This window comes from Eubacterium sp. AF16-48 (assembly GCF_003479405.1).
Classification (GTDB): Bacteria; Bacillota; Clostridia; order Lachnospirales; family Lachnospiraceae; genus Eubacterium_G; species Eubacterium_G segne.
In genome coordinates this window covers 47,864-73,750 of the sequence record NZ_QUHB01000003.1, presented here as the reverse complement: position 1 = coordinate 73,750, position 25,887 = coordinate 47,864, and the positions used below count along the sequence as shown (strand labels likewise).

The following is a 25,887-nucleotide window of genomic DNA, read 5'->3' as shown; positions in this document are numbered from 1 at the left end:
TTGTCAATATCATTTTTAACCTTTGTGCATATTGCTATATATTCTCTCTTTTAATTGGTTATTAAGTATATATTTTTCATTGTTCAAACGTTTTCATTGTTATTTTTTTAACATTAAAATATATCAAAAAATAAAAAAAATAAACTTTATACCGGCGATTTTATTAATCGCCAACATAGAGTTTATTTTTTTACCTGTTATTTATATATTAATTTGTAAATTATACTCTGGTACTGTCTCCTCTTATAAGTACAGTTTCTAAGTATATATTTTTTTCCGTAGCAGCATTTCCATCTATGGCTCTTGTAATTATTCTTGTTGCCTCTTTCGCCAGTCTTTCAATAGGCTGCTTAATCTTCGTAAGGGAAGGATGTGCCATATCTGTTACATATGTTCCGTCATATGCAATAATTTTTAAATCTTCAGGAATTTTTCTGCCTTTGCTTAACGCATACTTCTCAAACAGCATGGCAACAAGGTCCGTTCCAAACATTCCATCTGCATCCGGATACATATCGTATACTTCTTTTACTACCTGAGCGAAATATTCCGTATCAAATTTGTTCCACTCCATTTCATAAGTGTACACTTGAATTCCTGCTTTCTTTAATTCCCGCTGAAAGTATTCATGTCTCTCCAATGCCGGAGACTGAACTTTCTTAGCTCCCTGGAGTTGAACTACCTTTTTGCATCCACATCTTATAAACTCCCTTGCTGCCATAATTCCACCATGTCTGTGATCCACTGACACTATGGTAATCCTGTCGTCAATATATCGATCTAATGCAACAATAGGCATATCGTTTATAAGATATTCATCCACATTTAATGAATGAACACCGGTTATAATACCATCTACAACACATTTCTTAAGCATCTGCAAATACTCTGTTTCATATTCGCTATTCTTAGCTGTGCTGCACACCATAGTTTTATATCCCTTTTCATGCAATGCACTTTCTACCTGATTCACAAACTCCGAAAAAAAAGGATGTTCCAAAGCAGGCACCAAAACTGCAATTATACCACTTTTGTTTCTAAACAAATTTCTTGCCAATTCATTTGGCATATAATCCAGCTCCTTCATTGCTTTTTCAATTTTATCTTTTGTTTCCTCAGAAACATAACCACTGTTGTTAATAACTCTCGATACGGTAGCAACTCCTACTCCCGCTCTTCGTGCCACATCCTTAATTCCAGGCATCTTTTTCCCTCTTATTCTCCAAATTTCACTGATACTGACTCAAACATTTTAATATATGAATTGCCCTTTACATAAACATATTCATTATTATCAAGCTGTGCCTTTTTGTATCCTGCGTCTAACAATTCCTGATAATTACTTATTGTTGAAAATACTATATTATCCTTTGTTAAATTCTCCGGCTGTTTTGCATATATGGTGTATTCGTTTAAAATCAGTTGATATGCGTAAGTGTTTCTCTGTACTCCACTTCTTTCATAGTAATCCACTACATAAATATCTTTTGGTACATCGTAACCTTTCTCCTCTAGCGTTCTGACCACACCTGTTCCTGCATCGCTAACTTTTTTAACATTAGTACAGTAATTATTATCCCAAACTGTTGCACCATAAATATATTCGTAACCAAATAACAGCGTAAGAATAACTAGTGGAATCATAATTTTTTTCTTGTAATAGCTAATTAAAAATATTACCAGCAATACGACAGTAATAACTGTCGCCATTAAGTAATATCTGGTTCTCATAGGCACTTTGCCGCCTATGTCATAACCGCTAAATGCATTGTACACTTCTGAAGCCACTCTTGATCTTCCCATTTTAGGTAAAATAAAGCATACCCATACTGTCTGGAATGACAAAAGAAGTATTGCAAATCCCACAAGATATTTTCTAATACTTTCTCTTTTCTCATATATCATAGCAATGCCTGTCATAAATACCGGTCCTAAAAACGGTCCCACATATCGTACATAAGTAAGAGCCTTAAATCCGTAAGGATTTCCACCATCCAGTGCCGGTACCACACGCTTTAACCATGTAAAACACTGGGCAAACATTACAGCTCCAATACACATAATAAATAATGCTGAAATTACAAGACAAAATGGTTCTGCATTAAAGTTTCCTTCTTCATCCTTCACTGCCAATGCTTTTTTTGTAACTATAAGCTGTGCTATTGTATCCTTATATCTGAAAATAAGCATTATAAGTATAAGGGCAAAAATGCCTCCTGAAAATACCAATACAGTATTAATCTGCCCGAAAATTGTAGAACCTACTGCATTCCACGTTTTTGGATTTGCCAACTTCTGTGGTGTTATATCCATTTTTGCCTTTGTATTTCTCAAAAACTTTCCTTCCTGCCAATTCCAGATATTTTTTTTAACCATGGTATTAAACTTACCTGCCGCAAAATAAAACACTCCAAGGGAAATTATTCCTGATATTGGTTCTACAAGCCACTTTCTGTAGAATATAAGATAACATACAACAACAATACAGAAAGCAATAAGAATAACCTTTGTTCTGGCATGGGTTGTAAGCAAATATGTAATTAAAAACATAATGCCAACCGTGTATATGATTTTTTTCTTTTTATTGTTACCATATTCAATTAGCTTGCAGGCAAACAAGGTTATAATCCATACACAGCCAATAACTATATGTTCATTAAACACTTCCATTGCTCTTGTTACTACCATAAATGAACATGCAATGGAGCCTATAAATAAATAAGCTCTTTTATCAACCTTAAGGTATTTCTTCATAATGTAGTAGCTTATTGGTGCGCTGATACTTTGTAAAATTGCACACACGCTAAGGATTGTTCCATAAATTACTGTTACGTTATTTGTCAAATAAAACAGTGGTGCAAATAGTATTGTAAAACCGCCACCGTAATAATATTTTGCAAATGTAGTTAATGCTGTCCAGTCTTTTCCACCAAAATATGCACCTGTTGACAATGTTCCTAACTCGTCCATAGGTGTTCTCATTGGAGAACTAAAAAGCGCAATACAAATAAGACGCGGAATAAGTGCAATTAAAAATACCCACAGCAAATCATATTTTTTTGCCTTCATTTTAATTTCTGTCTCCTTCTTCATATAACTTTATTGACTTTCTGACTCTAAACGGGAATAACAGCTGGCTTCTTATTACCACTGAATGATGCTTTTTCTTGGAATTTAAAGCATTTTCAAGCCATGCCATTGATTTCTTTCTTTCGTTGTTTAATATTTCATTAACCTTAGTGTAATCTAATTTCATTTCGTTGTCAAAAGTTCCCAATTCATTAGGATCCCACACAAATCTGTCCATTAAACCAAATTCTTCCATTAAAGAAATAAAGCGGTCTGCTCCTCTTCCCGGATTTGAAATAGCATAAAAAGGCTTTTCAAATAAAATTGAAATACAAGTTCCATGGAAAGAATCAGTAACAACCATATCACTATGTTTAAAATAGAATAACCAGTCATCTACTTCCACATCAGATACTACATATTGGTCTAAATCCATTTTTTCCCTATTAGTTTCGAACAAATGTGGCCATCCGTCCAACATAACTACCAAATCTTTGTTATATTTTTTTGCAAGCCTTAATAATGCTTCCCTCTTTTCAGGGGTAGGATCAAGTATATAAGCTGCAATGTAGTTTGACTTTACTTTTCTGTCTGATTCATTAGCTATGTCTCCTAAGCAGTTGCTTTCACATAAAAGCACCGGGTCTAAAACGTGTTCTGCACGGATTCCCAAAAGTTTTTCGCACATATTTACGTTGACCTTTTCCCTTACGGAAACATAATTCATTCTTCTTAAGCATTTTACCGCTTTCCACATATATTCCTTTGGAGCCTTAAATCTGTCAGTACCAAAGGATGTGGCATAGGATATTTTTTTATTCTTACGATTTACAAAATCCAGAAAATAGCTGTGTCCGAATATTTTAGTAACATTGTATTTCCACAACTGATCAGCTCCTAAAACAAAGGCATCACATACATCATTCAACTTTCCTATTTCATCCACATGATAAGCAGGACTTATATCGTAATGTGCCCTGGCAAATCTTAATGAATGTCTGTCTTCCATTGACGCCTCTTCAAAATGATCTAAATATGGTCTGTGAATCATTAAAACTGACTTTCCCATATTTTTAATTGCATAATATAATGAATAATAAGTCGCGATGCTTCCATAATTGCATCCAAACCATACTCCAAGTATTCCCACATCATACTTTTTCTTCATTCTGCGCTCCATTCTTTATCACAAATTACTTTAAATTAATTACTTTTTTATCTTTCTTAAAACTACCTTCAGACGCCACTTAACTCCTGCCTCAATTCTGTATAAGCTCCACTTATCTTCATAGCTTAGTTTTTTCTTTAATTTATTAATAATCTGCTTTTTTTGTTCACCATCAGATTCAGGGATCTTTATGTTATCAGGCAAAAGCTTTCTAACATTAATCTTCTTTGCACCCTTTGCCACATTAGCCTTACCCCATGTTACATATTCTTCATTAGTAAACACGAAGTTTCTGCATCTTCCCTGAACACCCAGTGCCTCGTCATCATTTTTTATTTCCACATAAGCCGGAAAATGTTCCCTTACAAATTCATATACCTGGTACTTAAGAGGACTTATTTCCTCATTTCGTCTGTCCCATACTAACAGCACTGAGAAATTTCCCATGCTTATTAATTTATATTCTTCCAATGCCCTGTATGCATCATCCATATTTTGTGGTTTTAATGCAAAGTAAGCATAGTCAAAAGTATCCTGTTCACAGCATTCTAAGCATTTAGTAAATGAGGCATACTTTGCCATGGACATAAATCTGTCCCTTAAAGGCTCTGCATGAAAAGGTTTATCAAGAGGCTGTCCTCTTCTTAAAACAAAATCAAGAGGAACCGTCTCAAATAACTTAAGCTTTGATTTTATTCCTGATAGCACTTCCATTCCCTTATCATTATTGGCAATTATAAGAGAGGTTCCCTTGTCATCATTAAAATCCGGGTTATATTTAAAAACTCCCCAGAAATCTCCAAGAGTAATATCTCCCTGCCTTGGAAGGGTTGCATAATTACAGGTCTGACAATGAGGTCTCACAGTAAAGGCTCTTGTAAAAGCACGGTAAAACTTATCTTCCGCCTTTATTTTTCTGTATTCACTTCCATCTTCATACTTAACTGTCATTCCTGTGGAATTAATTTCCCACTTGTAAATGTCTTTATCTCTAAATCCTACGTATTTGACCTTTTTATCTTTATGAACATCATCCATATATTTCTTAAAGCTTCCCGGTGTGGGCCCACCGTGGCATAAAAGGTCAATAGTTATAAGTTTGTCGTATTTTTTTCCAAGAAATCTTTTAAATCCGGCTATCTGGCATCCGCATCCTGCGTACAATGCACTTCTTCCTTCATCTAAGGCTTTCTTAACTTCCTTAAAAGTGTCTTTTGTAATACTTTGTATATATTTAGAGCTTCGTAGTTTTTCCAGACCTTCTTTTGTGTCAACTACAATATGGGAAATATTGAAATCATCATCAAAAGCTGCTCCGCAAACTACTCCTCCCTCATCTATAATTTGTTCTGCAATAATGGTAAAAATGCCACCTGAAGAACTTTTCTTTCTTATTTCGTCATTTCCAAATCCCGCAAAGCATTTAGGCTCTTTAAAATTATCTGAATAAGGATGTAATCCCGGACAGGTTCTTGAACACTTGCCACACTGAATACACTTGTTAAAGTCTATTTTAGGATAAATTGCTCCCTCATCATCAAATTCCATTGTTATGGCATCTACAGGGCATACCCCATAGCATACTCCACATCCGCAGCATTCTTTTTTAAGCACCTTTTTAACTGTTTTATCTGTATCCTTCGGCTTTTGAAGTGCCTCTTTAAGCCATGTCATCGAACGCTGTTTTTCCATGGAAATAATCTTATTGTGTTTGTTTCTATCGTATGTTTCTAACAAGTCACATCTCTTTGTGATTTCACCGGGACCGGTAAAATATCTGTCTTTTATGTCTAACATTTCAGAAAGTGAATTAAATCTTGCGGCACCACGGTTTTCATTGTTTATAATCACAAAAGGTGTTCCAAATATTGCCGCAAAGCTTGCCCCATGACAGGAATCAGTAACTACGCATTTAGCATTTTTAATGTAATAAAGCCAGTCCTGGGTAGTTATGTCCGAAACAGTATTTGGAAGATTTAAAGCCTTCTTAAATCTTTCAAATTTGTTTGGATTTCCATCTAATATATTAATAAGCTTCAGATTTTTCTTTTCTGAAATTTTTAAAAGACTTTCCCTGATTTCATCTGTAGGATTTAAAATATAAGCCAGCATGTAATCTTCCTGTATGTCAAGATTGCTTTCCTTTACTAGCTCATTGTAGTCATTTTCATCTAATAAAAAAACAGGGTCTAACACCTGGGTTCCTTTTATTCCAAACTCATCCTTTAAAACCCTTACACCGCTTTCTTCCCTGACAGATATGGCATCAAACTTCTGAAGTTCCCTGGTAACTCCTGCCACCTTTTCTAAAGGCGTAAAAGAAACTTCGTGTCCAAAAGATGATGCGTAGGCAATTCTTTTTTTGTCAGAATTTGCAAAATCAAGATAGTAATTGAGTCCATAGCTTTTTGCAATGGTGAAATTCCACACCTGGTCGCATCCTAACATAAAAGTGTCACAGTAATTGTTTAGCACTTTCATGTCCTCTACAGGAAGGGATGGAGCAAAATTCTTATAATGTGTCTTTGCAAAAACCCTTGCATGAGATGTATCATCTAATTCAAATTCAAAGCCCTTTGTTTCCACTGCCTGTTTATCCAACATTAAAACTGAATAACCAAGTCTTGACAAAACAGTATTAAGGGCATAATAGGTCATGACGCTACCGTAGTTAGCGCCATACCACATGCCCATTATTCCAATATCAAATTTTTGTGTTCCCAGTATATCAAATACTTTCTGTTCACTTTCCGTCATGAAACCACCTGTTAATCTATTCCAAGATATTTTTTCCAGAAGTCTTCGCTTACAAGTTCCTTGTATCTTTCCCTATAGCTCTTTGCCGCTGCATCATACTTTTCGTCTATAAGCTTCATTGCCTGCTTCATTACTTTTCTGCCACGGAAGAATTCTTTTCTGTCCCTTGCTATATAAATTGCGTTCTGGTAATTGTCTGTAACAATATATTCCCCAATTCTGAATAATTTATAAACGCTTCCATAAGGTGCGTTAACGGTAACCTTATCCTTTTTAACCGGGAAGAAATATCCGTTAAGGGTTATTTTGTGGAGCAATCTTGAAATAAACGGAAGCTTGTAATCTCCCTGCTCGCCACTTACTAATTCTTCCTCTGTAAGTCCCTTATATCCGATATAATCTTCAATCTTTTTAGCCTTATAATTCATTCCTATAAGTTCCTTGTGAAGCTTCTCACTGTCTGTTTCTAACAACCAGTCAATTCCCTTACAGAAATCCTCTGCCGCCCTGTAGTTATATTCAATATACTTGTAACGGTATCTTGAAATATTAACCCATATTGCACGCTTAACCGCTTTCTTAAAATCTTCCTTTGTGTAATCAGGGCACTGAATTGCATTAATAATAGCCTCATTTCTAATGTCATAATAATCTAGCATTCCAGGCATTTTCCCTGCAAAAGCTTCATGCCAGATACAAATTCCGTTAATAAGAATAAATCTGCCACGTCCTACTCTTAAACCATACTCAATATCATCTCTGTGAATAAATATTGGTAACGGAAGATTGTTATCATCAATTTCTGAAAGTGGTATACAGCAGTACCACCATCCTGTATATTCAATAGGCTTGTCTTCAATTTCTGATTCAAGCACCATATCTAATTGTCTAATATCCAAATCATTCTTTAATGCCTTTATTTTACCTTTATTCCACTGTGCTCCTGCTTCAAACTGAAGATATGGAACATTAAGAACTAAAAGTTTTCCTCCGATTGTATGTCCGAAGTATTCAGGCTTTAAATATGATAATAAAATATAATTTAATTCTATTGCAGCTGAACTGATAGTTGCATCATCATCCATTAAAAGTACATGGGTAAATCCCATTTCCTTCTGGCGTCTCTTTGTTTCAATAATACCTCTTGTGAAACCACCAACTCCACCAAGGTTTGCGTTCTTGCTTACTGTTATAAATTCATTTGAATCTACAATTCCGTCAAGGGATGATGCATTATCTGAAATGTGAATCCACAGATTTCTGTATAAAGGTGAATCCTCATTTTCCAAAATATCATGGAAAATAATTCCCATATTTCTCTTAACGTACTTTTCACGCTTAAATGTACATATATCTATGGCAAGCTTTACTGTCTGTGTAGGCTCCATGTCTACTGTGTCATATGAACCGCCATATATTGTAACTTCACTATCCTTTGCTTCGATTTCAGCATAATAAATTCCTTCATCAGCCAGTTTACCAAAATCAAATACTGATTTCTGTCTTGTTTCATTGTTTACATCAAAGGACTTAATTTCATTAACTTTAATGTCATTACCTTCTTTTTGTGCATGCATTAATTTAACAGTGGCACTTCCTTCCATGTCAAGTAATAATGAAATAGTATCAATTACTGTGTACTTTGCCCATTTTCCAACAGAAAAACTGTTTGAGTAAGTATCAAGTGAAACCTTTCCTCCTTTATGGATTTTTATGCCGCTTTCGTCGTTTCCGAAAAACTCAGCATTTTCCATTCTGCAGTAAATTGATGCAGTCTCTAAATCATAGCCTTCCTTGTTTTTCATTAACTCTTCATCTGCGCATATAATTTCTTTATATGCAATGTCCTGTAAAATTAATTTCTGTATTCTCATCTTTTCTTCTCTCTTATTCACTTTCTATATTTTTATAGGTTATGTTATTAACCTTTACTAACTTTTTTGTTTAATATAATAACAAAATCTTGCCAGCGGATATGCCTTGTATCCTGTTTTTCTAAGTATCCTTACAGCCGAATTAATATTTGACTGATAGATTGCAGGATAATTGTTCTTTATTTTTTCATCAATAACTTTCATATCCTTAGAAACCTTTTTTGAAAATGGAAAACTTAAATATATTTTCATTCTGCTGGCCACTAATCTTGCAATTACATTTTCAATGTATTTTTTCTTTGAATCTGCAATGTTTAGTTCTACATTTTCATCGTAGAACTTAAGTAATGCCTTAAGCACCCTGTCAAAATTAGTGGAATTGCGTTTCATTTTTTCCACATTCATGCTTTGGTTTGGCAACCCTATTCTGTACTGATATACAAAATCCGGAATAAACTTTACCGTGTTTATATATGGTATTGGATAAACAACAAATTCCATATCAACATAAAAGCAGTTTTCATCGATTTTCCTTATTTGTCTGAGAATATCCGTCTTAACAGTATATCCGTGCATTTTGAGGAAAATTTCATGGGGCAGCTTTTCAAAATTATATTCCCTGTTGTAAACCACACCATCAAAAGGCTTTTGAAATTCCACTGTCTTCTTTCCTGTGTCATTGTCTACCCAGTAATAATTGGAGTAAACCAAATCGCAATCATCTTTTTTAAGTGTTGCTATAAGGTTAATCATAGATTTTGTATCCACCCAGTCATCACTGTCTACCACTTTAAAATATTTTCCCGTGGCATTTGCTATTCCTGTATTTATGGTTGAACCGTGGCCACCATTTTCCTTATTTATTAATTTAAAAGTATCCGGATATTTCTCTGTATATTCCTTAGCAATGATAGGAGATGAATCTGTAGAACCATCGTTTACTATTAAAATCTCCATATCATCTATTATTTCCGGTATTATAAAAGAATCCAGACACTGTTTTAAATATCTTTCCACATTGTATGTTGGAATTGTTACTGACAATATCTTTGACATTTTATCTTCCCTTCACAATTCTTGCAAGTAATCTTGGCAAAACCGTTATGGCATGTCCCACTTTATAAGAAAAAGAATCATACACTTCCTGCACTCTGCCTTCAAGCTCTCTCTTTTCTTCTTCCTTTACTCTTAACTGTTCATCCCTGTCTTTTATCTGATTTTTCAGGTCTTCAATTTCACCTTTTAAATTATCAATCCAGTTAACATGATTTTTTATGTCTTCTTTTATTTGCATAATAATAGGATTATATACCTTATATATGTCCCTATTATTTTCATCTAACATATTAACATCTATATAATTCATGGTTTTAAGCATCTCTTCAAAAACATCACAGGCATATTCCTCAAAGAAAATACTGTCTCCTAACAACTGTCTGTACTCATCATTTAATCTTCGTATTGTCAGGTTATGAAGCTTTTTCAATCCATATTTCGATGATATCTGAAGATTATCACTTATTCCCTTTAATAAATCACAAACCTTTTGTCTGTTCCATTTTATTTCAGTATGACCATATCTGTAACAATATGCCGGCTTATCTACTCCGTAAAAACGCCTTGCCGCTATCATTGCCTCCACAAAAAACGGTGGATCCTGATATCTCACATATTTTTTAAAGCTAATATGATTTTCCGTCAAAAGACTTTTTTCAAATATAAATCTCTGATATCCGAAATCAAACTGATAATCAGTATATTCAATAACACCGTCTTTTTCAAAATGATAGCCAAAATATCTGTCAGGGAATTTTTCATTATAAATTCCATCGTGATAGTCCATAAAACTTCCACCTGCAATGCTGACATTATTTTTCTCAGCTCCCACATAAAGCGTTTCCAATATTTCCTTATCAGGATACCAGTCATCAGGATCCATGAAAATAACATATTTTCCGGATGCTTCTTCTATTCCCAGATTTCTGGCACAAGAAACCCCCTGATTATTCTGTTTTATAACTCTGATTCTGGAATCTCTGTTACAATATAGCTTTAAAACTTCCTCTGAGCCATCTGTAGAGCCGTCATCAATACACAATATTTCTATTTCCCTTAAAGTTTGAGACACTATACTGTCTAAACACTGGGGAAGATATTCTTCCATATTGTATATTGGAATTATTACAGAAATTTTTATCATTTACTTAATCCTTCCCTTTAATTATTTTCCATACTTTTTAAACCCATTGTAGGTATACGCACAAAAATAGAATGCGGTCTTTATTAATCCGTATCCTAAATATCTGTAACATCCTATCTGCATCTTTGCTGACTTAAATTTGTTTCGGGACTTTCCATTTTCACTTAATCTGCTACACAAAAACGGAACATCTATTCCATATACACGATTATATTTCCTTAAAATCTCCATCCACATAATGTAATCTTCATGGAGTTCATCGTGACACATATAAAATTCCTCTGCCAGTTCCTTTTTCATTACAACTGACGAACACGGTATATAATTTGTCCTAAGCATCATTTTATATGTTATTTTTTCAGGGATAGGAATTACCTTTCCTGTTGTACTGCCATCAGCATTCATTAATTCTCTTCCGGTGGCTGTAAAAGATAAATTATTTTCTTTCATAAAAGCAATTTGCTTTTTTAACTTGCCTTCCTTCCACCAGTCATCTGCATCTAAAAATGCAATGTATTCACCTTTTGCTTTTTTAATACCAAGGTTTCTTGCCTCAGCCACACCCATGGACCTGCCGCTAGTTAACAACCTTACGGAAACACCGTTATTAAGATTGTTTTCTCTAGTGGAAATCCTGCATGCCATATCTAAAACTATATTTTTTGTGGCATCGGTAGAATTATCATCTATAACTAATATTTCAATTGAAAAATCCCCCTCCTGTGTGCAAACGGAGTCTAGAGCCTTTTCAATATATTTCTCTTCATTGTATGCTGGCATAATAACCGAAATCATTGTCATTTTTTTATTTTCTGCCATTTTTCTTTCCTATATTTAATACGAATAATTCTTTTCCTATCTCTTATACCATATTTACACTATGATAACAAGTAAATTTGCATAATAAACCTCTTTAATTATACTGTCTATTGGCAAAAAAGTCATCATAAATTTTATCCGTTGCAAATACCACAATGTTATTGCGTCAAATGTCTCATTGATTTATAATCTTAACTAGTTATATTTTTACATATAAGACTGTAATGCCTTTATTTTTGCAGTCAAAAGGAGATTTTCTATGAAAAAAGATTACTTAATGGGTAACGGTGCCATTGCCCTTGGGGCACTTGCCGCAGGAATAAATCTTGTGTCAGGCTACCCCGGCACACCGTCATCTGAAATACTTGAAACAGTAAGTAAATATAAGCAGGGAGATGTACACGTAGAATGGTCTGTCAATGAAAAGGCAGCCTTAGAACTGGCGGCTTCTGCTTCCTATGCCGGAGCCCGTACTTTAGTTACCATGAAGCAGGTGGGACTAAATGTTGCCTCTGACCCCCTTATGTCTCTTGCATATGTTGGTGTAAAAGGTGGTATGGTTATAGTTTCTGCTGATGATCCCGGCCCAATTTCTTCCCAGACAGAACAGGACACAAGAATGTTTGCATCATTTTGCCGCATTCCTGTTTTTGATCCTTCCTCACCGGAAGAAGCATTTTCAATGATTCAGGATGCCTTTGACTATTCCGAAAAGTATAAAACACCTGTACTTTTCCGCCCTACTACCCGTGTATGTCACGCATATGCGTCTATAGACATTCCTGAAACAACAACGCCTAAATTGTATGATGGCTTTGTAAAAGATTCAAAACGTTGGGTTATTTTTCCAAAGCTTTCATTTATGAATCACGCCATGATTGAAAAAAGAAATCCTCTTATTGGTGACGATTTTTCTACATATTCTAAAAATATTGTTACAGGCAGTGGAAAGAAGGCTGTTTTTACAGGTGGTATAAGTTATGCTTATGCTAAAGAATATCTACAGGATTATCCTGAAGTTAAGCTTTGTAAAATTTCCACTCCTTATCCATTTCCTGAAAAGTTTGTTTTATCATGCCTTGAAGGAGTAGATGAGGTTATATGCCTTGAAGAGCTTAGTCCTTTCATTGAAGCTGAGGTGACTAAATTAATTGGTAAGCACAGGCTTAATATAAAGGTATATGGTAAGGAAAGTGGTTATGTTAAAACCAGTGGAGAAAATTCAGCAGATTATGTGGCTAAGGTTTTAAGTGATTTTCTTAAAATTCCTTCACAGGAAGCAGGAATTTATTTAGGTGATATGCCTGATTTACCTGTCCGTCCTCCTGTTTTATGTGCAGGATGCCCCCACCGTGCCTCATTTTATGCAGTGAAAAAGGCAATGGAAGGTAAGAATGCTTATTTTTGTGGTGATATAGGATGTTATACCTTAGGAAATGCAATGCCTCTTGACATGGTAGACACCTGTCTTTGTATGGGTGCAGGAATTACAATGGCTCAGGGTTTTCACTGGGTAGATAAGGAAGGTACCTGTTTTGCCTTTGTTGGAGATTCCACGTTTTTTGCCTCCGGCATGACTGGTATTGTTAATGCTGTATACAATGAAGCTGACATGATTCTTTGCGTTCTTGACAATTCAACCACAGCCATGACAGGACATCAGCCTCACCCCGGAACCGGAAAAAACATGATGGGTGATATTGTTGATAAAATAAGTATTGAACATATATTAGAAGGCATGGGAGTTAAGAAGATTGTTACGGTTAATCCTCTTGATTTAAATAAATCAGTTGAGGTTATTAAGGACTGTGCCTCTCTTCCGGGTGTAAAAGCCATTATTTTTAAATCACCATGCATTGCACTGTTTAAGCCTGAAAAGAAGCTTTGTATATCCGATAAATGTATTCAGTGTAAGAAATGTATTCGGGAAATCGGTTGTCCTGCAATAAGTACGGTAAAGGGAAAGGTTACCATTAACGAAGACCTTTGTACCGGTTGTGGCTTATGTAGTCAGGTATGCCCGGTAAATGCTATTGGAGGTGATTTAGATGAATAAAGATATTTTATTATGTGGTGTAGGCGGTCAGGGAACTGTTCTTGCCTCAAAGCTTATTGCCTCAGCTGCAATGCATTTGGGAAACACCGCCCACTCTGCCGAAACCATTGGTATGGCTCAGCGTGGTGGTTCAGTTACAAGTCATATCAGAATCGGTAACAGAGCATTTTCGCCTCTTATTCCTTTAGGAAAGGCAGATATTATTTTAGCTTTCGAGCCTTCAGAAGCCGTTAGAAATCTTTGTTACTTAAAGCAGGACGGAATTGTTATTGTAAATAGCGTTCCCGTTAAACCTACTACAGAGTCATTAAATGATTCAACTTACGACGGTGTGGAAATGATAGAATATTTAAATAAAAAATGTAAATGCGTTGTGGTTGACGCTGATGAATTATGTAAACCGTTTGGCAGCTCAAAGTTTTTCAATGTAGCTATCTTAGGGGTTGCAGTGGGAACTAATGCCACGGGGCTTAATGCTGATACTATTATGTATGAGATTGAACACAGGGTACCGGAACGTTTTGTAGAAACAAATAAAGCGGCTTTTCTTGCCGGCATAAAGATTGGAGAAAAATATGGAATTAACTAATATTCAATTGGAGCAGGTTGATGCTCAAATTAAACGTCTTTTAAATACAGACAGTTATTATGGAAATATTTATCGGAAAAAGGGAATTGACGGTGTTACTTCTCAGGAAGACTTTGAGAAACTTCCTTTTTCAAGTAAGGATGACTTAAGAAATGCTTATCCTTTAGGCATTCAGGCTGTGCCTGATGAAGATGTTGTAAGAATCCATTCTTCTTCAGGTACTACGGGAAAACCGGTTATTATTCCCTATACAGCCAAAGATGTGGATGATTGGGCAATAATGTTTGCAAGATGCTACGAAACTGCCGGTATCACAAAAAAAGACCGTATTCAGATTACTCCGGGATATGGACTTTGGACAGCAGGTATTGGTTTTCAGGCAGGTTGCGAAAAGCTTGGTGCCATGGCTGTTCCTTTGGGCCCGGGAAATACTGAAAAGCAGTTACAAATGATGATAGATTTGCAGTCAACTGTTATTACCGCCACTTCATCTTATGCCCTTCTTTTAGCCGAAGAAATCAACAGACGTGGTCTTAAGGATAAAATCAACTTAAAAAAAGGTGTATTCGGTTCTGAACGTTGGAGTGACAAAATGAGGGAAACCATTCGTGAAAGCCTTGGTATTGAACTATATGATATTTATGGTCTTACGGAAATTTACGGACCGGGTATTGGTATTACCTGTAAAAACGAATGTGGAATCCATTACTGGGATGATTATGTTTACATAGAAATCATTGACCCAGTTACCGGAAAGCCCGTTCCTGATGGAGAAGAAGGAGAAATTGTTATTACAACCTTGGTTAAAGAAGGAGCTCCTCTTATTCGTTTCCGTACCCATGATATTTCAAGGATTATTCCCGGAACATGTGCCTGCGGAAGTAAATATCCAAGACTTGACATTATTAAAGGTCGAAGTGATGATATGTTTAAGGTTCACGGTGTTAATATGTTTCCTAGCCAGATTGAAGACTTACTTTCAAATGTTGATGGAGTTTCATCTGAATATAATGTTACAATTGCTCATGACGATTCTAAAAATAAAGATATCATGATTGTAACTGTTGAAGCGGAAGGACGTGTTGATTTTGAAAAAACCGGAGCTACCATTAGAGAATTGTTTAAATCCAGAATTGGTGTGACTCCCAAAATCACAGTTGTTCCTGCGGGAACTCTTCCAAGAAGCGAAAAGAAAACAAAACGTGTTATTGATTACAGATATAATAACTAAATATTTATTGAATATAAAAGGGGCTGCGAATTGCAGCCCCTTTTACATCTATTCAGCTTTTTGCTGATAATTATTTAAAATCCTAATAAACACAATAAGTCCTACCATCAATGCTATTGCTATTGGAAGTACAATCCATGGATTCTGAATAAAACCTGCCAAAATAAAGGATAGGAAAGATACTGCTGCTGCAACTATTGCATATGGAAGCTGTGTAGATACATGATTTACATGTTCACATTGTGCCCCTGCTGATGCCATAATAGTGGTATCCGAAATTGGTGAACAGTGGTCACCACATACAGCTCCTGCCATACATGCTGAAATAGCTAAAATCATGAGTTCATAATTGTCCTTCTGGAAAACAGCCACAACAATAGGTATTAATATGCTAAAGGTTCCCCAGGATGTTCCTGTTGCAAAAGCAAGGAAACATGCAACAAGGAAAATAATTGCCGGCAAGAAATTTACGAAATCTCCTGCTACTGACTTCATGGAATTAGCCACGAAGTCACTTGCTCCAAGGGAATCTGTCATAGCCTTAAGTGTCCATGCCATAATAAGTATCAAAATAGCAGGTACCATTGCCCTAAATCCCTCAACAAGGCAATCCATACATTCCTTAAACGGTAACACCCTTCTAATTACGTATAACAATATGGTAATTACCAATCCAAAGAAACTTCCCAATGACAAACCTACTGACGCACTACTGTTGGAAAATGCCTCAATAAATCCTACTCCACTGAAGAATCCACCTGTATATATCATTCCAATAACACAACATACAACAAGACATATAATTGGAATTAACAGGTCTTTAACCTTACCTTTTTTCTCAGCACCATAATCCTCTGATGAATCAATTTCCTTTCCTGTTGTAAATAAATCACCATTTTTTGCATTTTTTTCATGCTTTGCCATTGGTCCGAATTCAACTTTAAGTAAAACCATTGAAACCATCATAACAATTGTAAGAATTGCATAATAGTTATAAGGAATTGCTTTTACAAATAACGAAAGACCATCTTCTCCCTCTACGCATCCGCTAACTGCTGCTGCCCATGAAGAAATTGGTGCAATTATACACACCGGTGCAGCTGTTGCATCAATTATGTACGCAAGCTTCGCACGGGAAATATTATGTTTATCCGTAACAGGTCTCATAACACTTCCTACTGTAAGGCAGTTAAAATAGTCATCAATAAAAATCAAAACTCCCAATAAAATTGTTGCTAACTGAGCTCCCACTCTTGTTTTAATATGCTCTCCTGCCCATTTACCAAAAGCTGCCGAGCCACCTGCTTTGTTCATAAGTGCAACTATAGTTCCAAGGATTACAAGGAATATTAAAATTCCCACATGGTCACCGTCTGATAACACACTTACGAATCCACCTTTAAAAGCATGCATAACAACCGTTTCAGGATTTGTTCCATACAAAATTGCCCCTACTAAAATCCCTATAAAAAGTGAACTATACACTTCTTTTGTAATTAATGCCAATGCAATAGCTACCACCGGTGGCAAAAGTGCCCAAGCCGTAGCATATAATGACGGAACGTAATCTGCATCGTCCCCTGCCACAACTACCGTTGCACATATAAGTGTCATTAGTGCCACCAATGACATAAATACGGAAATCTTTTTAAGTTTCCATTTCTTCTGTGATTTTCCCATAATTTCCTCCTGTGGTATGTCAAATACGACTACCAAATATATTTGCACCTTCTATTGTAAGATACAAATATATTTTTCGCAATTAAAAATTAAAATATTTGTTACATTTCCGTCAGCTTTAATATTGTATACTCCAACTGCTTCTAAATTAATTGAAATAAAGGTCATCGCCACAATAACAATTAATCCAATTAATTTATTATCTAATTTCTGTTTGCTACTTCCTATGTAATTGCTCATATCTTCTCCTCTCATTCTACGCTACATAAGTTAATACCAAATTTAACCTGTTTTTTATGATACAATATTTTTTGAATTTTGGTGAAGCCATTAGGTAATGATTAAAACCGGCTTTGCACTAAATATAAGTAAAACCGCAGTTTCCTGTAAAAATACACTTAATGTACTTGCACATAGAACTACGGTTTTTATAATTTTAATTTATTCTATTTTATTTTAACTTTTTTAACTTTTGACCATTTCTTTGCTCCTACTGCCATTACCCTTACATAAAGCTTTTTCTTTCCCTTAAGCTTTCTGCTCTTTATTACCACGGTAACTTTCTTCACGGTCTTTTTAAGCAAAACTTTCTTAAATTTCTTATTAGAGGCAATCTGAACTTTATACTTCTTTGCCCCTTTAACCTTCTTAAATTTAAGACTTAACTTAGCAGCTTTTTTCTTCTTAACCGCCTTAGTTATCTTAGTCTTTGCCAATGCTTTCTTCAGCGAATTAGGTTTTTTATTGCCATTATTAGTAGGCACTTCCACTGCATTCTTTGTTGTAGGATTTTCCACTGCCGGCTTTGTTGTAGGATTTTCCACTGCCGGCTTTGTTGTAGGATTTTCAGGAGTCTTTATTCCTAATTTGTAATCACCGTACAGGTGGTCATGGGCTCCATCAGTAGTAACTCCCTTATTCTTGTCCGGTTTCTCATCTTCTGTGTCTCTTAATATTTTCTGATATACCCTTACATAATCTACCTTCATAAGCCCTGATGTAAAACTATCATCAGGAACGTAACCGCTGTCAAAAGTTCCTCCTGCAGCCAGATTTAAAATCAGATAAAATCTCTGGTCAAAAGGTGCATAGGCATTTCCTCTGTCTGAGCCTGAATACCATTCCCCGTATGTGCATTTAAAATAGCACTTACCGTCACAGTATATCTTTATTATTTCTGCATCCCACACAACGCTGTATACATGCCAGTCTGCAATTCCTGTTTTTTTCTTTCCATCCTGCACCATATTAAATACATCTGATGTGTTTATATTGTTAGGCCACTGTGCGCCATAGTGAAGAGTACCAAAAACCATATCCGGTGTTCTTCCACGTCCCTCAAATACATCTATTTCTCCTGAAAGAGGCCATGAGCCATATCTTGAGTCATTTGGAAGCATCCACATTGCCGGCCATACACCTGTTCCTGTAGGCATTTTTGCCCTGAAATCCACTCTTCCGTATTTAACGGAAAATTTATTTTGAGTTGTAATTTTTCCTGATGAATATTTTGCAGTTGCCTTCTTTGTGGAATCATTTTTCTGTGAAAATTCCTTTGACTGCTTTTTCATAATAATATTCAAATTGCCATCTGAAACAGATACATTATCTTTTGTATAATACTCTAACTCCTGATTTCCCCATCCGGCAGTGTTAATATCATTTTCATCTAACAGAAAACCTTCCTGATAGTTCCACTTAGTTGTGTCAAGTTTATTTCCCGTAAACTCATCATTCCAAATCATTTTCCAGCCTGATGGTGTATAAGGATTTGAACTGTCTTCTACTGTTATATCTGCCATGTCTGATGGAAGCTTATCTTTATATGATGAATTTCCTTTTATTGTATATGTTACGGAATTTCCACTCATATCTCCGCCTTTCTTTCCATCTTTTGGGTAGCTTATTCTAATCTCTGTATCCCTCTTAACAGGCTGGAACCATAATCCATATATGTTATCAACAAAATATCCCCATTGCTGGCTTATGGAACTGTTATTAAATCCATTTCCCTGATAAACCCATCCGCTTGTGGCTACATCCGTAAGAGGAATCCATACATTATTTACCTTAACTTCATATTTAAACAGTTCCAAATCCTTTTTAATTGCACTGGTTCCTCCAATTTTAGGAAGTGGTATTCCTACAGATGCTGTTTCTACGGAACCTGCATCATAAGATGTTTTTCCATCGTAAGATGTAAGATTATAATTACTTCTTGCAGGCTCAGTATATGTAACATTTACGTCCTGATAAATACTGCTGTTACCTACTTTTTGGAAACGAAGGGTAAATGACCAGCCTATATTTTTAAACCAGTAACCTCCGTCACCCTCTGAATAATAACCAAAATTCTGATCCCATAAAAATCCTGATGAAGCATTGCTTAAAAATTTAACAAATCCCTTTCCATCATGATTATCTACCAAAATGTTAATATCATCCTGAACCTGTTCATATTTAATGTTTTTATCACCATTAAAAGTCCAAAGTCCCCAATGGGTTGCTGAACCTCCTGTTGAATCAGCTGTTATATTTGCCTCTGTTGTTGTAATACTTGTAAGCTTAAGCTTATCAAGTTTGTTTAATACAAGGTTATAAATTAAGTCAACATCATTTGTTTTTCCATGAAATTTAAGTTCAGTGGTTTCAGTTAATTTCATCCAGCATACCCAGCCACCCCAGCTTTGGTACTCCCATGCCCAGGTGTCATTCCATTTGAAATACTCAACATCTTCTATTTTTTTCCACTGTCCCTTTGTACCTTCCTGCTGTCTTACATATACCTGCAAATCCTTTTCCACGTCGGCAATTGACAGTTCGCTGCTTTCCTTGCCGTTAAATTTAGGCATAACAAATCCGTAACTTGCCTCTCCTACTGCCGAATGGGTAATCGTAGGGCCATTTTCTCCCGGATAATAGCTCATGGATGTAATTGCGGTAGTTGCTCCTAACACTTCTCCCGGCTGATTCCATCCGGGAACATTTGCCATTCCTAAAGTCAGCGCACAGGTTAATGCAACTGCCATAATTTTTTTTAAAAGCTTACTGAAATGTTTTTTCTTCCTTTCCATAATTTCCTCCTTTTCTTCCGCTCCTTGACTTTAATGTCATTTACAATACCCATTATACCAGTATCATTTTTTTATTACTATGTTTCATTTTTTATTTTAGGCGCAAAAAAAAAAGTTCCCTGACTATAGCTTATTTGCCATAATCAGAGAACTGCTTTACTTACTTATTTATTTAGGTCTTACTACAATACTTCCCCAGTTGTAATCTACCGGTTTGTATTCAGGGTCAACCACCTTTAATATGTTATTGTACAAATATTCGTGAGCTCTGTTGGTGCTCATCTTGCAATTATCATACAATAATTTTGATACTCTATATATTGAAAAATATGAAACACTACTGTATACATAACTTCCATCTGAAAGTTTTGCATATCCTCTTATTCGGTATTCCTGAGTATATGCCGCCTTGGTGCTTCCATTATCCTTCATTGTCATTACATAGTTGGTTGCCGTATCTGATGCAGAGAACTTTTTGTTAATAATACCTTTTTCCGTAGACTTAAAAGCCGCAACATATTTACTGGTGCTTCCAACTACCATATCTTTATTTTTAACTTCTCCGTTGTCTACAGCATAAATATTACCATACTCTACTACTTTCCTGCCATCGATTTCAGGTTCTACAGAGGAAACCGTTCTTAAGCCCCAGTTAGTCTGACTTATCTGGAATCCCTCAATATTTATCTTATCTGAAATAACAACATCTTCCTTTCCCTCAACACTTTTTACATCAAAGGCAATATTGTCAACATTTGCCACATGTTTATGTGAGCCATCATTCTTAAATACAATATATACATCATGAAGACCACTTATGGATTTTTCAAGCTGCTGACTTACAGTAGTATATGTACTCCAATTATCTCCTGTAACCGGAAGATTAATAGTTGCTACAGGTTCTCCTACCTTGCTGTCTATATACACCTGTGCATATCCGCCTGCATCACTCTTTTGTCCCGAATAGTTAAAGCTTACCTGAGATGCCAAACCGTTAAAGTACACACTGTCATATCTTACCCATGTATTATTTTTCACTCCACCAATGTTTTTGCCATCATTAACTATATGGTCGGACTTTGCATCAAACTCTTCTGCTTCTACTTTGCTTGCATCATGTATTTTAATTGTCTTCTTCTCAATGTCCACAATTCTACCCAATGACTGATAAGCTTTTAGAATTTCATCATCTGATGCTTCTCCATTATCATACACACTGCATGCCTCTTTTAAATTATTTTCAAGACGTTTTGCAATAGGCAGATATTCACCTGTGGTGTCTATTGATTTTGCTACATCAATGGCATTTTTTAAATCACTCTTTAATATTCCGTTATCCTTATATCCCAGCATCTCAACTTCTGACAAATAAGCATCTGTTCCTGTAAGAACAACTTTATATCTTGAGTATTTGCCCACTTTGTCTGCACTTATTCCAAATGGTCTTGTATACTTGCCCCAAACATTAAAGAACAAGCTGCCACTGTCATGGTAGTCTCCCAGTAAAACCCAGTTACCATCTTCATTATCGCCATACACCTGTGCCCTATCCGGTGTTCTTCCTGATTTTGATGATGTCAGAGTCAACATTCTTACAGCTTTTTTATCGGTAAACTTAAACATAAGTGTAGTTGTATTATCAACCTTTGTCTCTGTATCTGAATTATCATCAAATAAGTTATCCAATGTAGTCACTCCTGTACTTGAAGACTTATCGGCATCCTTTGAATAGTCCGTATATACTTGTGGCTTATTGTCACCTGTAGTTATGGATGTAAGGCTATCCTGTTCAAGTCCGCGCTCTTTATTAGATGTTGAGGACATATTAAATTCAATTGTTCCACCTTTAATTAAATCCTCGTATTTTATAAATGTTTTATCATACTTTTCTCCATTAACGTACATACTGTCTACATACACATTTTCCCTACTATTGTTATTTGCCTTAATTACCAGTTTTTTATTTCCTTCCAAATTAACAGTTACTTCTTCAAACTGTGGTGAACCGATAGCAAATTCATCATTTCCCATTGACAATGGATAAAAGCCGATGGAAGACAATACATACCATGCTGACATTTCACCATTATCTTCATCACCAATATAACCCTGCCCAAAGGTACTTCCTGCATAACATCTTGCAAGAATGTCTCTTACATACTTCTGTGTCTCCCACGGACGGGATGAGTACAGATACATATATGGAATATGATGGGCCGGCTGATTGCTGTGTCCATACTGACCCAGTTTTACTTCTCTTGCTTCCCTCTGTTCATGAATACCGCCAACACCATCCATGGCGCCATATCCAATATATCCTCCATCAGTTGTAAAGATTGTATCAAGCTTGTCTGCCAACTGGTCGCGACCGCCATATAAGTTTGCAAGTCCAAGTCCATCCTGTGGTACAGAAACTGCCATGTTAAATGCATTGGTTTCTGTATAATCTGCCCCCCACCAGAATGGATTAAATCCCGTATTATTGTCACTGTTTCCTAAATTCAAAGAACCGTCAGCTTTTCTTCCTCTCAACCATTTTGACGTGGCATCAAAACCAGAATTGTCAAATAAGAGGGAATAGTTCTTTGCTCTGTTTAGATAGTAGTAATATTCAGACATATAGTTTGCTTTCTTTGTTGCATCGTTCGTCTGACTTGCCAATTTCTTTGCCATCTGAGCAATTCCGTAATCGTTAATATATCCTTCCATGGACCATGAGAAATTTTCATTTTCATCAGCAGGTACATATCCGATAAAGTTCGAAATATTTAATTTCTTTCTTCCTCCATTTGTAAGGTTATCGGATACAGTAGCTGCATTTCTCAATGCGGACTTGTATGCATTTTCATAATCAAATGATATGCCCTTCACCATTGCATCGGCAAAAATAGCATCACTGCTTGTTCCCACCATACTGTTGGTTCCACCCGGTGCAATCCATCTTGGAACCCATCCTTGATCTTTATAATGCTGTACCAAACCGTTTAACAACTCTGTTGCTTTGGACGGTGTAAACAGTCCATACCCTGACCATGCAGTACGATATGTATCCCAGAAACCATTATTAATATAAATCTTTCCCTCCACAGGAGCTGCATTATCATCTTTGTAAGGGCTCTTGTATTTCCAAACCGGATTACTGTTTGACCCTGTATTTTCTGACATAAGATTTGGATAACAATACATACGGTAAATACAAGAATAAAGTGTAACTAACTGTTCATAATTTGCGCCTTTAACATCTGTGATAATTCCAAGCTGATTATCCCATTTAGACTGTGCCTTGTTATAAACCGTTTCAAAACTGTCTCCCCCAATTTCAAGCTTCAAATTCTTCTTTGCCTGATCATAGCTGATGTATGATGTGGCAAGTTTCATTGTAACTGTATTGGAATTAAAGGATGCAATACTTTTCCTGTCATTTATTTTAGTTCCCTTAGGAGTCTCACTAAATTCTCCGTAAATGTACATACGCTTCGAACCATTCCCTGTATGGTCAGAATATGTTTTAAATGTATTTCCACTATATTCGGTCCTACTTCCACCATTGGCACAATCAAAGATAACACTCTTGTTTGCCGTGTTATTATAAGTAAACCGTACCACTGCACCATGAGATGTCGGTGTCAGCTCTATCTGTGAATTTGCTGCATCGCCTCCATTGCCATCAAAAGAAACTTTATAATAATGCGCTTTTGCTACCTCATTATCATGACTAAAGTTTGCTTTTAACGTTCCCAATCCATAATCGTCATTTGTATTATAATCTTTGCTGGTATTTACCATAAATTGCCAGGTTCCTCTATCACCAACCCATATAGACGGTTCATGGCTTATTCTCATACAACGAAATTCATCTGTTTTCTGATATTCATAAGCCGAATTACTGCTTGCGTTGGTTGCAGGAATCCAAAAGTTGAATCCGTTTGGCACTGTTACTGCCGGAATTGTCAACCCTCTGGAGAAGTTTCCTGTATTGTTCGTTCCTCTTAGAATATTTACATAATCTGATAAATGAGAATATACCGGATAATCCTGATTATATATTTCAATGTCATCAAAATATGTCTGGAATTTTGCTAAAGCCCCCGCATTATGAGCTTTCATATCGTACACAACCAAAATCTTTTCAATGACTTTTCCCCTTGCCACATCACCAATTTTGCTGTAAATTTCATTCCACTGTTGTGCCACCAGTGTACGACTATCTCCCTGAGACTGTGCATCCACCTTATTTCCATTTTGATCAATTGCACCTAACTCACTTAAATAAGTTCCATCCTTAAACTTTAAATCCACAGCCATATGCATCTGTGTATATTCATAGTCATATTCGTCTCCATTAGACATGGAAGGAAAAATTACATATCTTAAATTTGTATTATCACTTACTGTAAGATTCAAGTTGTCATAAATAACATTATAAGAATATGCATGACCAGTTCCTACATGAGCTCCCTTGCATACAAGAGAGTGGCTTCCTGTCCAACCCACATTGGATTTTTGATTCCATGCATCGCTCGGTCCGGAAGTAATCTCACTATTCATTTTGCTAATAGAAGCACCAACTTCCTGACACTTGCCTGTTGCAAGAATAAACTCTGAAAATTGTGTCATGGAACCACCATTTTTATTTGCTGTAATCCGCAATCTATACTGGCTATATGCTGTGCTGTTATCCAATTCAAAATAATTTTGTTTATATCTGCCATTAAACACCTGATTTGTTTTATTGTCGATGGTTACCCAGCTTTCATTATCCGAATTTCTACCCTGAAGACTCCAATTCTTAGGGTCTCTTCCGGAAGCATCATTCGCAGAAGTTATCGCATACGATTTTATAACCTGTTGACTCTTTAGTTTTACAATAACTTCCGACGGCTTTGCCTCAGTTAAATATTTTGTTCCAGAGTCTCCGTCAAACAAATTTTTCAAAACTTCATTATCATTTTTCGCGGCACTTCCCGAGTAACTCTCGATTTCACCGGATAAATTTCCATTTATCTGATACCTTAGTTCATTTGTCGCAATATTGGCGGTGCCCTTCTTATCATCTACTGTAGAAGTTTTAAATCCATCTGCTGATTCAAAGGATGTAGACCACAAAACGTCCTTATTATAATCCGAATCAATCACTTTTGCTTCTACTGATGTCTCTCTGTATGACATGCCTACCGGAAAAGTCATACTCAAAACTAAGGCAAATGAAACAACTTTTTTCAAATGCTTTTTCATCATATTTCCTCCTCCCTTTCCTTTTACATTTACCAGGCGTTTGCGAAACGCCAAAATCACTGGCATTGCATATGCCACTATCCTTTTCATATAGTTCTCCTTTCTAGGCGTTTGCGAAACGCCAAAAGCCGCATA

The 25,887-nt window shown here is 35.9% G+C and carries 15 protein-coding genes; 3 read left to right on the top strand and 12 right to left on the bottom strand.

From position 1 onward, the window contains the following. Nucleotides 1-220 precede the first annotated feature (220 nt). Genes DWW68_RS04690 through DWW68_RS04655 form a run of 8 tightly spaced genes read right to left on the bottom strand, consistent with a single transcriptional unit; the run spans nt 221 to nt 11,887 of the window. Nucleotides 221-1,204 (bottom strand): LacI family DNA-binding transcriptional regulator, encoded by a 984-nt coding sequence (locus DWW68_RS04690; protein ID WP_118589160.1) that lies wholly within the window; start codon nt 1,202-1,204, stop codon nt 221-223. An 11-nt stretch (nt 1,205-1,215) separates the two neighbouring features. Beyond that, complete coding sequence (locus DWW68_RS04685) at nt 1,216-3,069, bottom strand: hypothetical protein (RefSeq protein ID WP_118589161.1); 1,854 nt, start codon at nt 3,067-3,069, stop codon at nt 1,216-1,218. Nucleotide 3,070: 1 nt separating this feature from the next. Beyond that, nucleotides 3,071-4,237, bottom strand: a complete 1,167-nt coding sequence (locus DWW68_RS04680; RefSeq protein ID WP_158576806.1) for a polysaccharide pyruvyl transferase family protein — start codon at nt 4,235-4,237, stop codon at nt 3,071-3,073. A 39-nt stretch (nt 4,238-4,276) separates the two neighbouring features. Next, nucleotides 4,277-6,994 carry a polysaccharide pyruvyl transferase family protein gene (locus DWW68_RS04675; protein WP_118589163.1) on the bottom strand — a complete coding sequence of 906 codons (2,718 nt, stop codon included), beginning with the start codon at nt 6,992-6,994 and terminating at the stop codon, nt 4,277-4,279. An 11-nt stretch (nt 6,995-7,005) separates the two neighbouring features. Next, complete coding sequence (locus tag DWW68_RS04670) at nt 7,006-8,868, bottom strand: glycosyltransferase (RefSeq protein WP_118589164.1); 1,863 nt, start codon at nt 8,866-8,868, stop codon at nt 7,006-7,008. A 57-nt stretch (nt 8,869-8,925) separates the two neighbouring features. Continuing rightward, complete coding sequence (locus tag DWW68_RS04665; protein ID WP_118589165.1) at nt 8,926-9,924, bottom strand: glycosyltransferase; 999 nt, start codon at nt 9,922-9,924, stop codon at nt 8,926-8,928. Nucleotide 9,925: 1 nt separating this feature from the next. Beyond that, nucleotides 9,926-11,068, bottom strand: a complete 1,143-nt coding sequence (locus tag DWW68_RS04660; RefSeq protein ID WP_118589166.1) for a glycosyltransferase — start codon at nt 11,066-11,068, stop codon at nt 9,926-9,928. Nucleotides 11,069-11,089: 21 nt separating this feature from the next. After that, complete coding sequence (locus DWW68_RS04655) at nt 11,090-11,887, bottom strand: glycosyltransferase family 2 protein (protein ID WP_243053043.1); 798 nt, start codon at nt 11,885-11,887, stop codon at nt 11,090-11,092. A gap of 259 nt (nt 11,888-12,146) precedes the next feature. On the opposite strand from DWW68_RS04655, the gene iorA reads away from it, so the two are divergent. From iorA to DWW68_RS04640, 3 genes are read left to right on the top strand one after another with little or no spacing between them, the layout of a single operon-like run. Then, nucleotides 12,147-13,943 (top strand): indolepyruvate ferredoxin oxidoreductase subunit alpha, encoded by a 1,797-nt coding sequence (gene iorA / locus DWW68_RS04650; protein WP_186839790.1) that lies wholly within the window; start codon nt 12,147-12,149, stop codon nt 13,941-13,943. Beyond that, nucleotides 13,936-14,532, top strand: a complete 597-nt coding sequence (locus DWW68_RS04645; RefSeq protein WP_021953659.1) for an indolepyruvate oxidoreductase subunit beta — start codon at nt 13,936-13,938, stop codon at nt 14,530-14,532. The genes iorA and DWW68_RS04645 overlap by 8 nt, the downstream gene beginning before the upstream one ends. After that, nucleotides 14,519-15,763, top strand: coding sequence for a phenylacetate--CoA ligase (locus tag DWW68_RS04640; RefSeq protein WP_021953658.1), 1,245 nt, complete (start codon nt 14,519-14,521; stop codon nt 15,761-15,763). The genes DWW68_RS04645 and DWW68_RS04640 overlap by 14 nt, the downstream gene beginning before the upstream one ends. Nucleotides 15,764-15,811: 48 nt before the next feature. Here DWW68_RS04640 and DWW68_RS04635 read toward each other — a convergent pair whose 3' ends face one another. From DWW68_RS04635 to DWW68_RS04620, 4 genes are all read right to left on the bottom strand, one after another. Beyond that, nucleotides 15,812-17,443: a Na+/H+ antiporter NhaC family protein gene (locus tag DWW68_RS04635; RefSeq protein ID WP_347497887.1), complete on the bottom strand. Its 1,632-nt coding sequence runs from the start codon at nt 17,441-17,443 to the stop codon at nt 15,812-15,814. Nucleotides 17,444-17,494: 51 nt separating this feature from the next. Next, the gene (locus tag DWW68_RS04630; protein ID WP_118589167.1) at nt 17,495-17,683 is read right to left on the bottom strand and encodes a hypothetical protein; all 189 of its coding nucleotides are present in this window, start codon (nt 17,681-17,683) and stop codon (nt 17,495-17,497) included. Between the two features lie 206 nt (nt 17,684-17,889). Beyond that, entirely contained in the window at nt 17,890-20,517 is a 2,628-nt protein-coding gene (locus tag DWW68_RS04625) for a glycoside hydrolase family 16 protein (RefSeq protein ID WP_118589168.1), read from the bottom strand. 168 nt (nt 20,518-20,685) lie between these two features. After that, a complete protein-coding gene (locus DWW68_RS04620) occupies nt 20,686-25,842 on the bottom strand; it encodes a GH92 family glycosyl hydrolase (RefSeq protein WP_158576805.1) in 5,157 nt (1,718 codons plus the stop codon). Nucleotides 25,843-25,887: the final 45 nt, after the last annotated feature.

What these genes read in the sequence shown, in the direction of transcription:
- DWW68_RS04620 (WP_158576805.1), bottom strand. Translation starts at nt 25,842, where the DNA reads ATGAAAAGGATAGTGGCATATGCAATGCCAGTGATTTTGGCGTTTCGC.
- DWW68_RS04690 (WP_118589160.1), bottom strand. Translation starts at nt 1,204, where the DNA reads ATGCCTGGAATTAAGGATGTGGCACGAAGAGCGGGAGTAGGAGTTGCT.
- DWW68_RS04635 (WP_347497887.1), bottom strand. Translation starts at nt 17,443, where the DNA reads ATGGGAAAATCACAGAAGAAATGGAAACTTAAAAAGATTTCCGTATTT.
- DWW68_RS04645 (WP_021953659.1), top strand. Translation starts at nt 13,936, where the DNA reads ATGAATAAAGATATTTTATTATGTGGTGTAGGCGGTCAGGGAACTGTT.
- DWW68_RS04670 (WP_118589164.1), bottom strand. Translation starts at nt 8,868, where the DNA reads ATGAGAATACAGAAATTAATTTTACAGGACATTGCATATAAAGAAATT.
- DWW68_RS04660 (WP_118589166.1), bottom strand. Translation starts at nt 11,068, where the DNA reads ATGATAAAAATTTCTGTAATAATTCCAATATACAATATGGAAGAATAT.
- DWW68_RS04680 (WP_158576806.1), bottom strand. Translation starts at nt 4,237, where the DNA reads ATGAAGAAAAAGTATGATGTGGGAATACTTGGAGTATGGTTTGGATGC.
- DWW68_RS04665 (WP_118589165.1), bottom strand. Translation starts at nt 9,924, where the DNA reads ATGTCAAAGATATTGTCAGTAACAATTCCAACATACAATGTGGAAAGA.
- DWW68_RS04625 (WP_118589168.1), bottom strand. Translation starts at nt 20,517, where the DNA reads ATGGAAAGGAAGAAAAAACATTTCAGTAAGCTTTTAAAAAAAATTATG.
- DWW68_RS04655 (WP_243053043.1), bottom strand. Translation starts at nt 11,887, where the DNA reads ATGGCAGAAAATAAAAAAATGACAATGATTTCGGTTATTATGCCAGCA.
- DWW68_RS04675 (WP_118589163.1), bottom strand. Translation starts at nt 6,994, where the DNA reads ATGACGGAAAGTGAACAGAAAGTATTTGATATACTGGGAACACAAAAA.
- iorA (WP_186839790.1), top strand. Translation starts at nt 12,147, where the DNA reads ATGAAAAAAGATTACTTAATGGGTAACGGTGCCATTGCCCTTGGGGCA.
- DWW68_RS04630 (WP_118589167.1), bottom strand. Translation starts at nt 17,683, where the DNA reads ATGAGCAATTACATAGGAAGTAGCAAACAGAAATTAGATAATAAATTA.
- DWW68_RS04685 (WP_118589161.1), bottom strand. Translation starts at nt 3,069, where the DNA reads ATGAAGGCAAAAAAATATGATTTGCTGTGGGTATTTTTAATTGCACTT.
- DWW68_RS04640 (WP_021953658.1), top strand. Translation starts at nt 14,519, where the DNA reads ATGGAATTAACTAATATTCAATTGGAGCAGGTTGATGCTCAAATTAAA.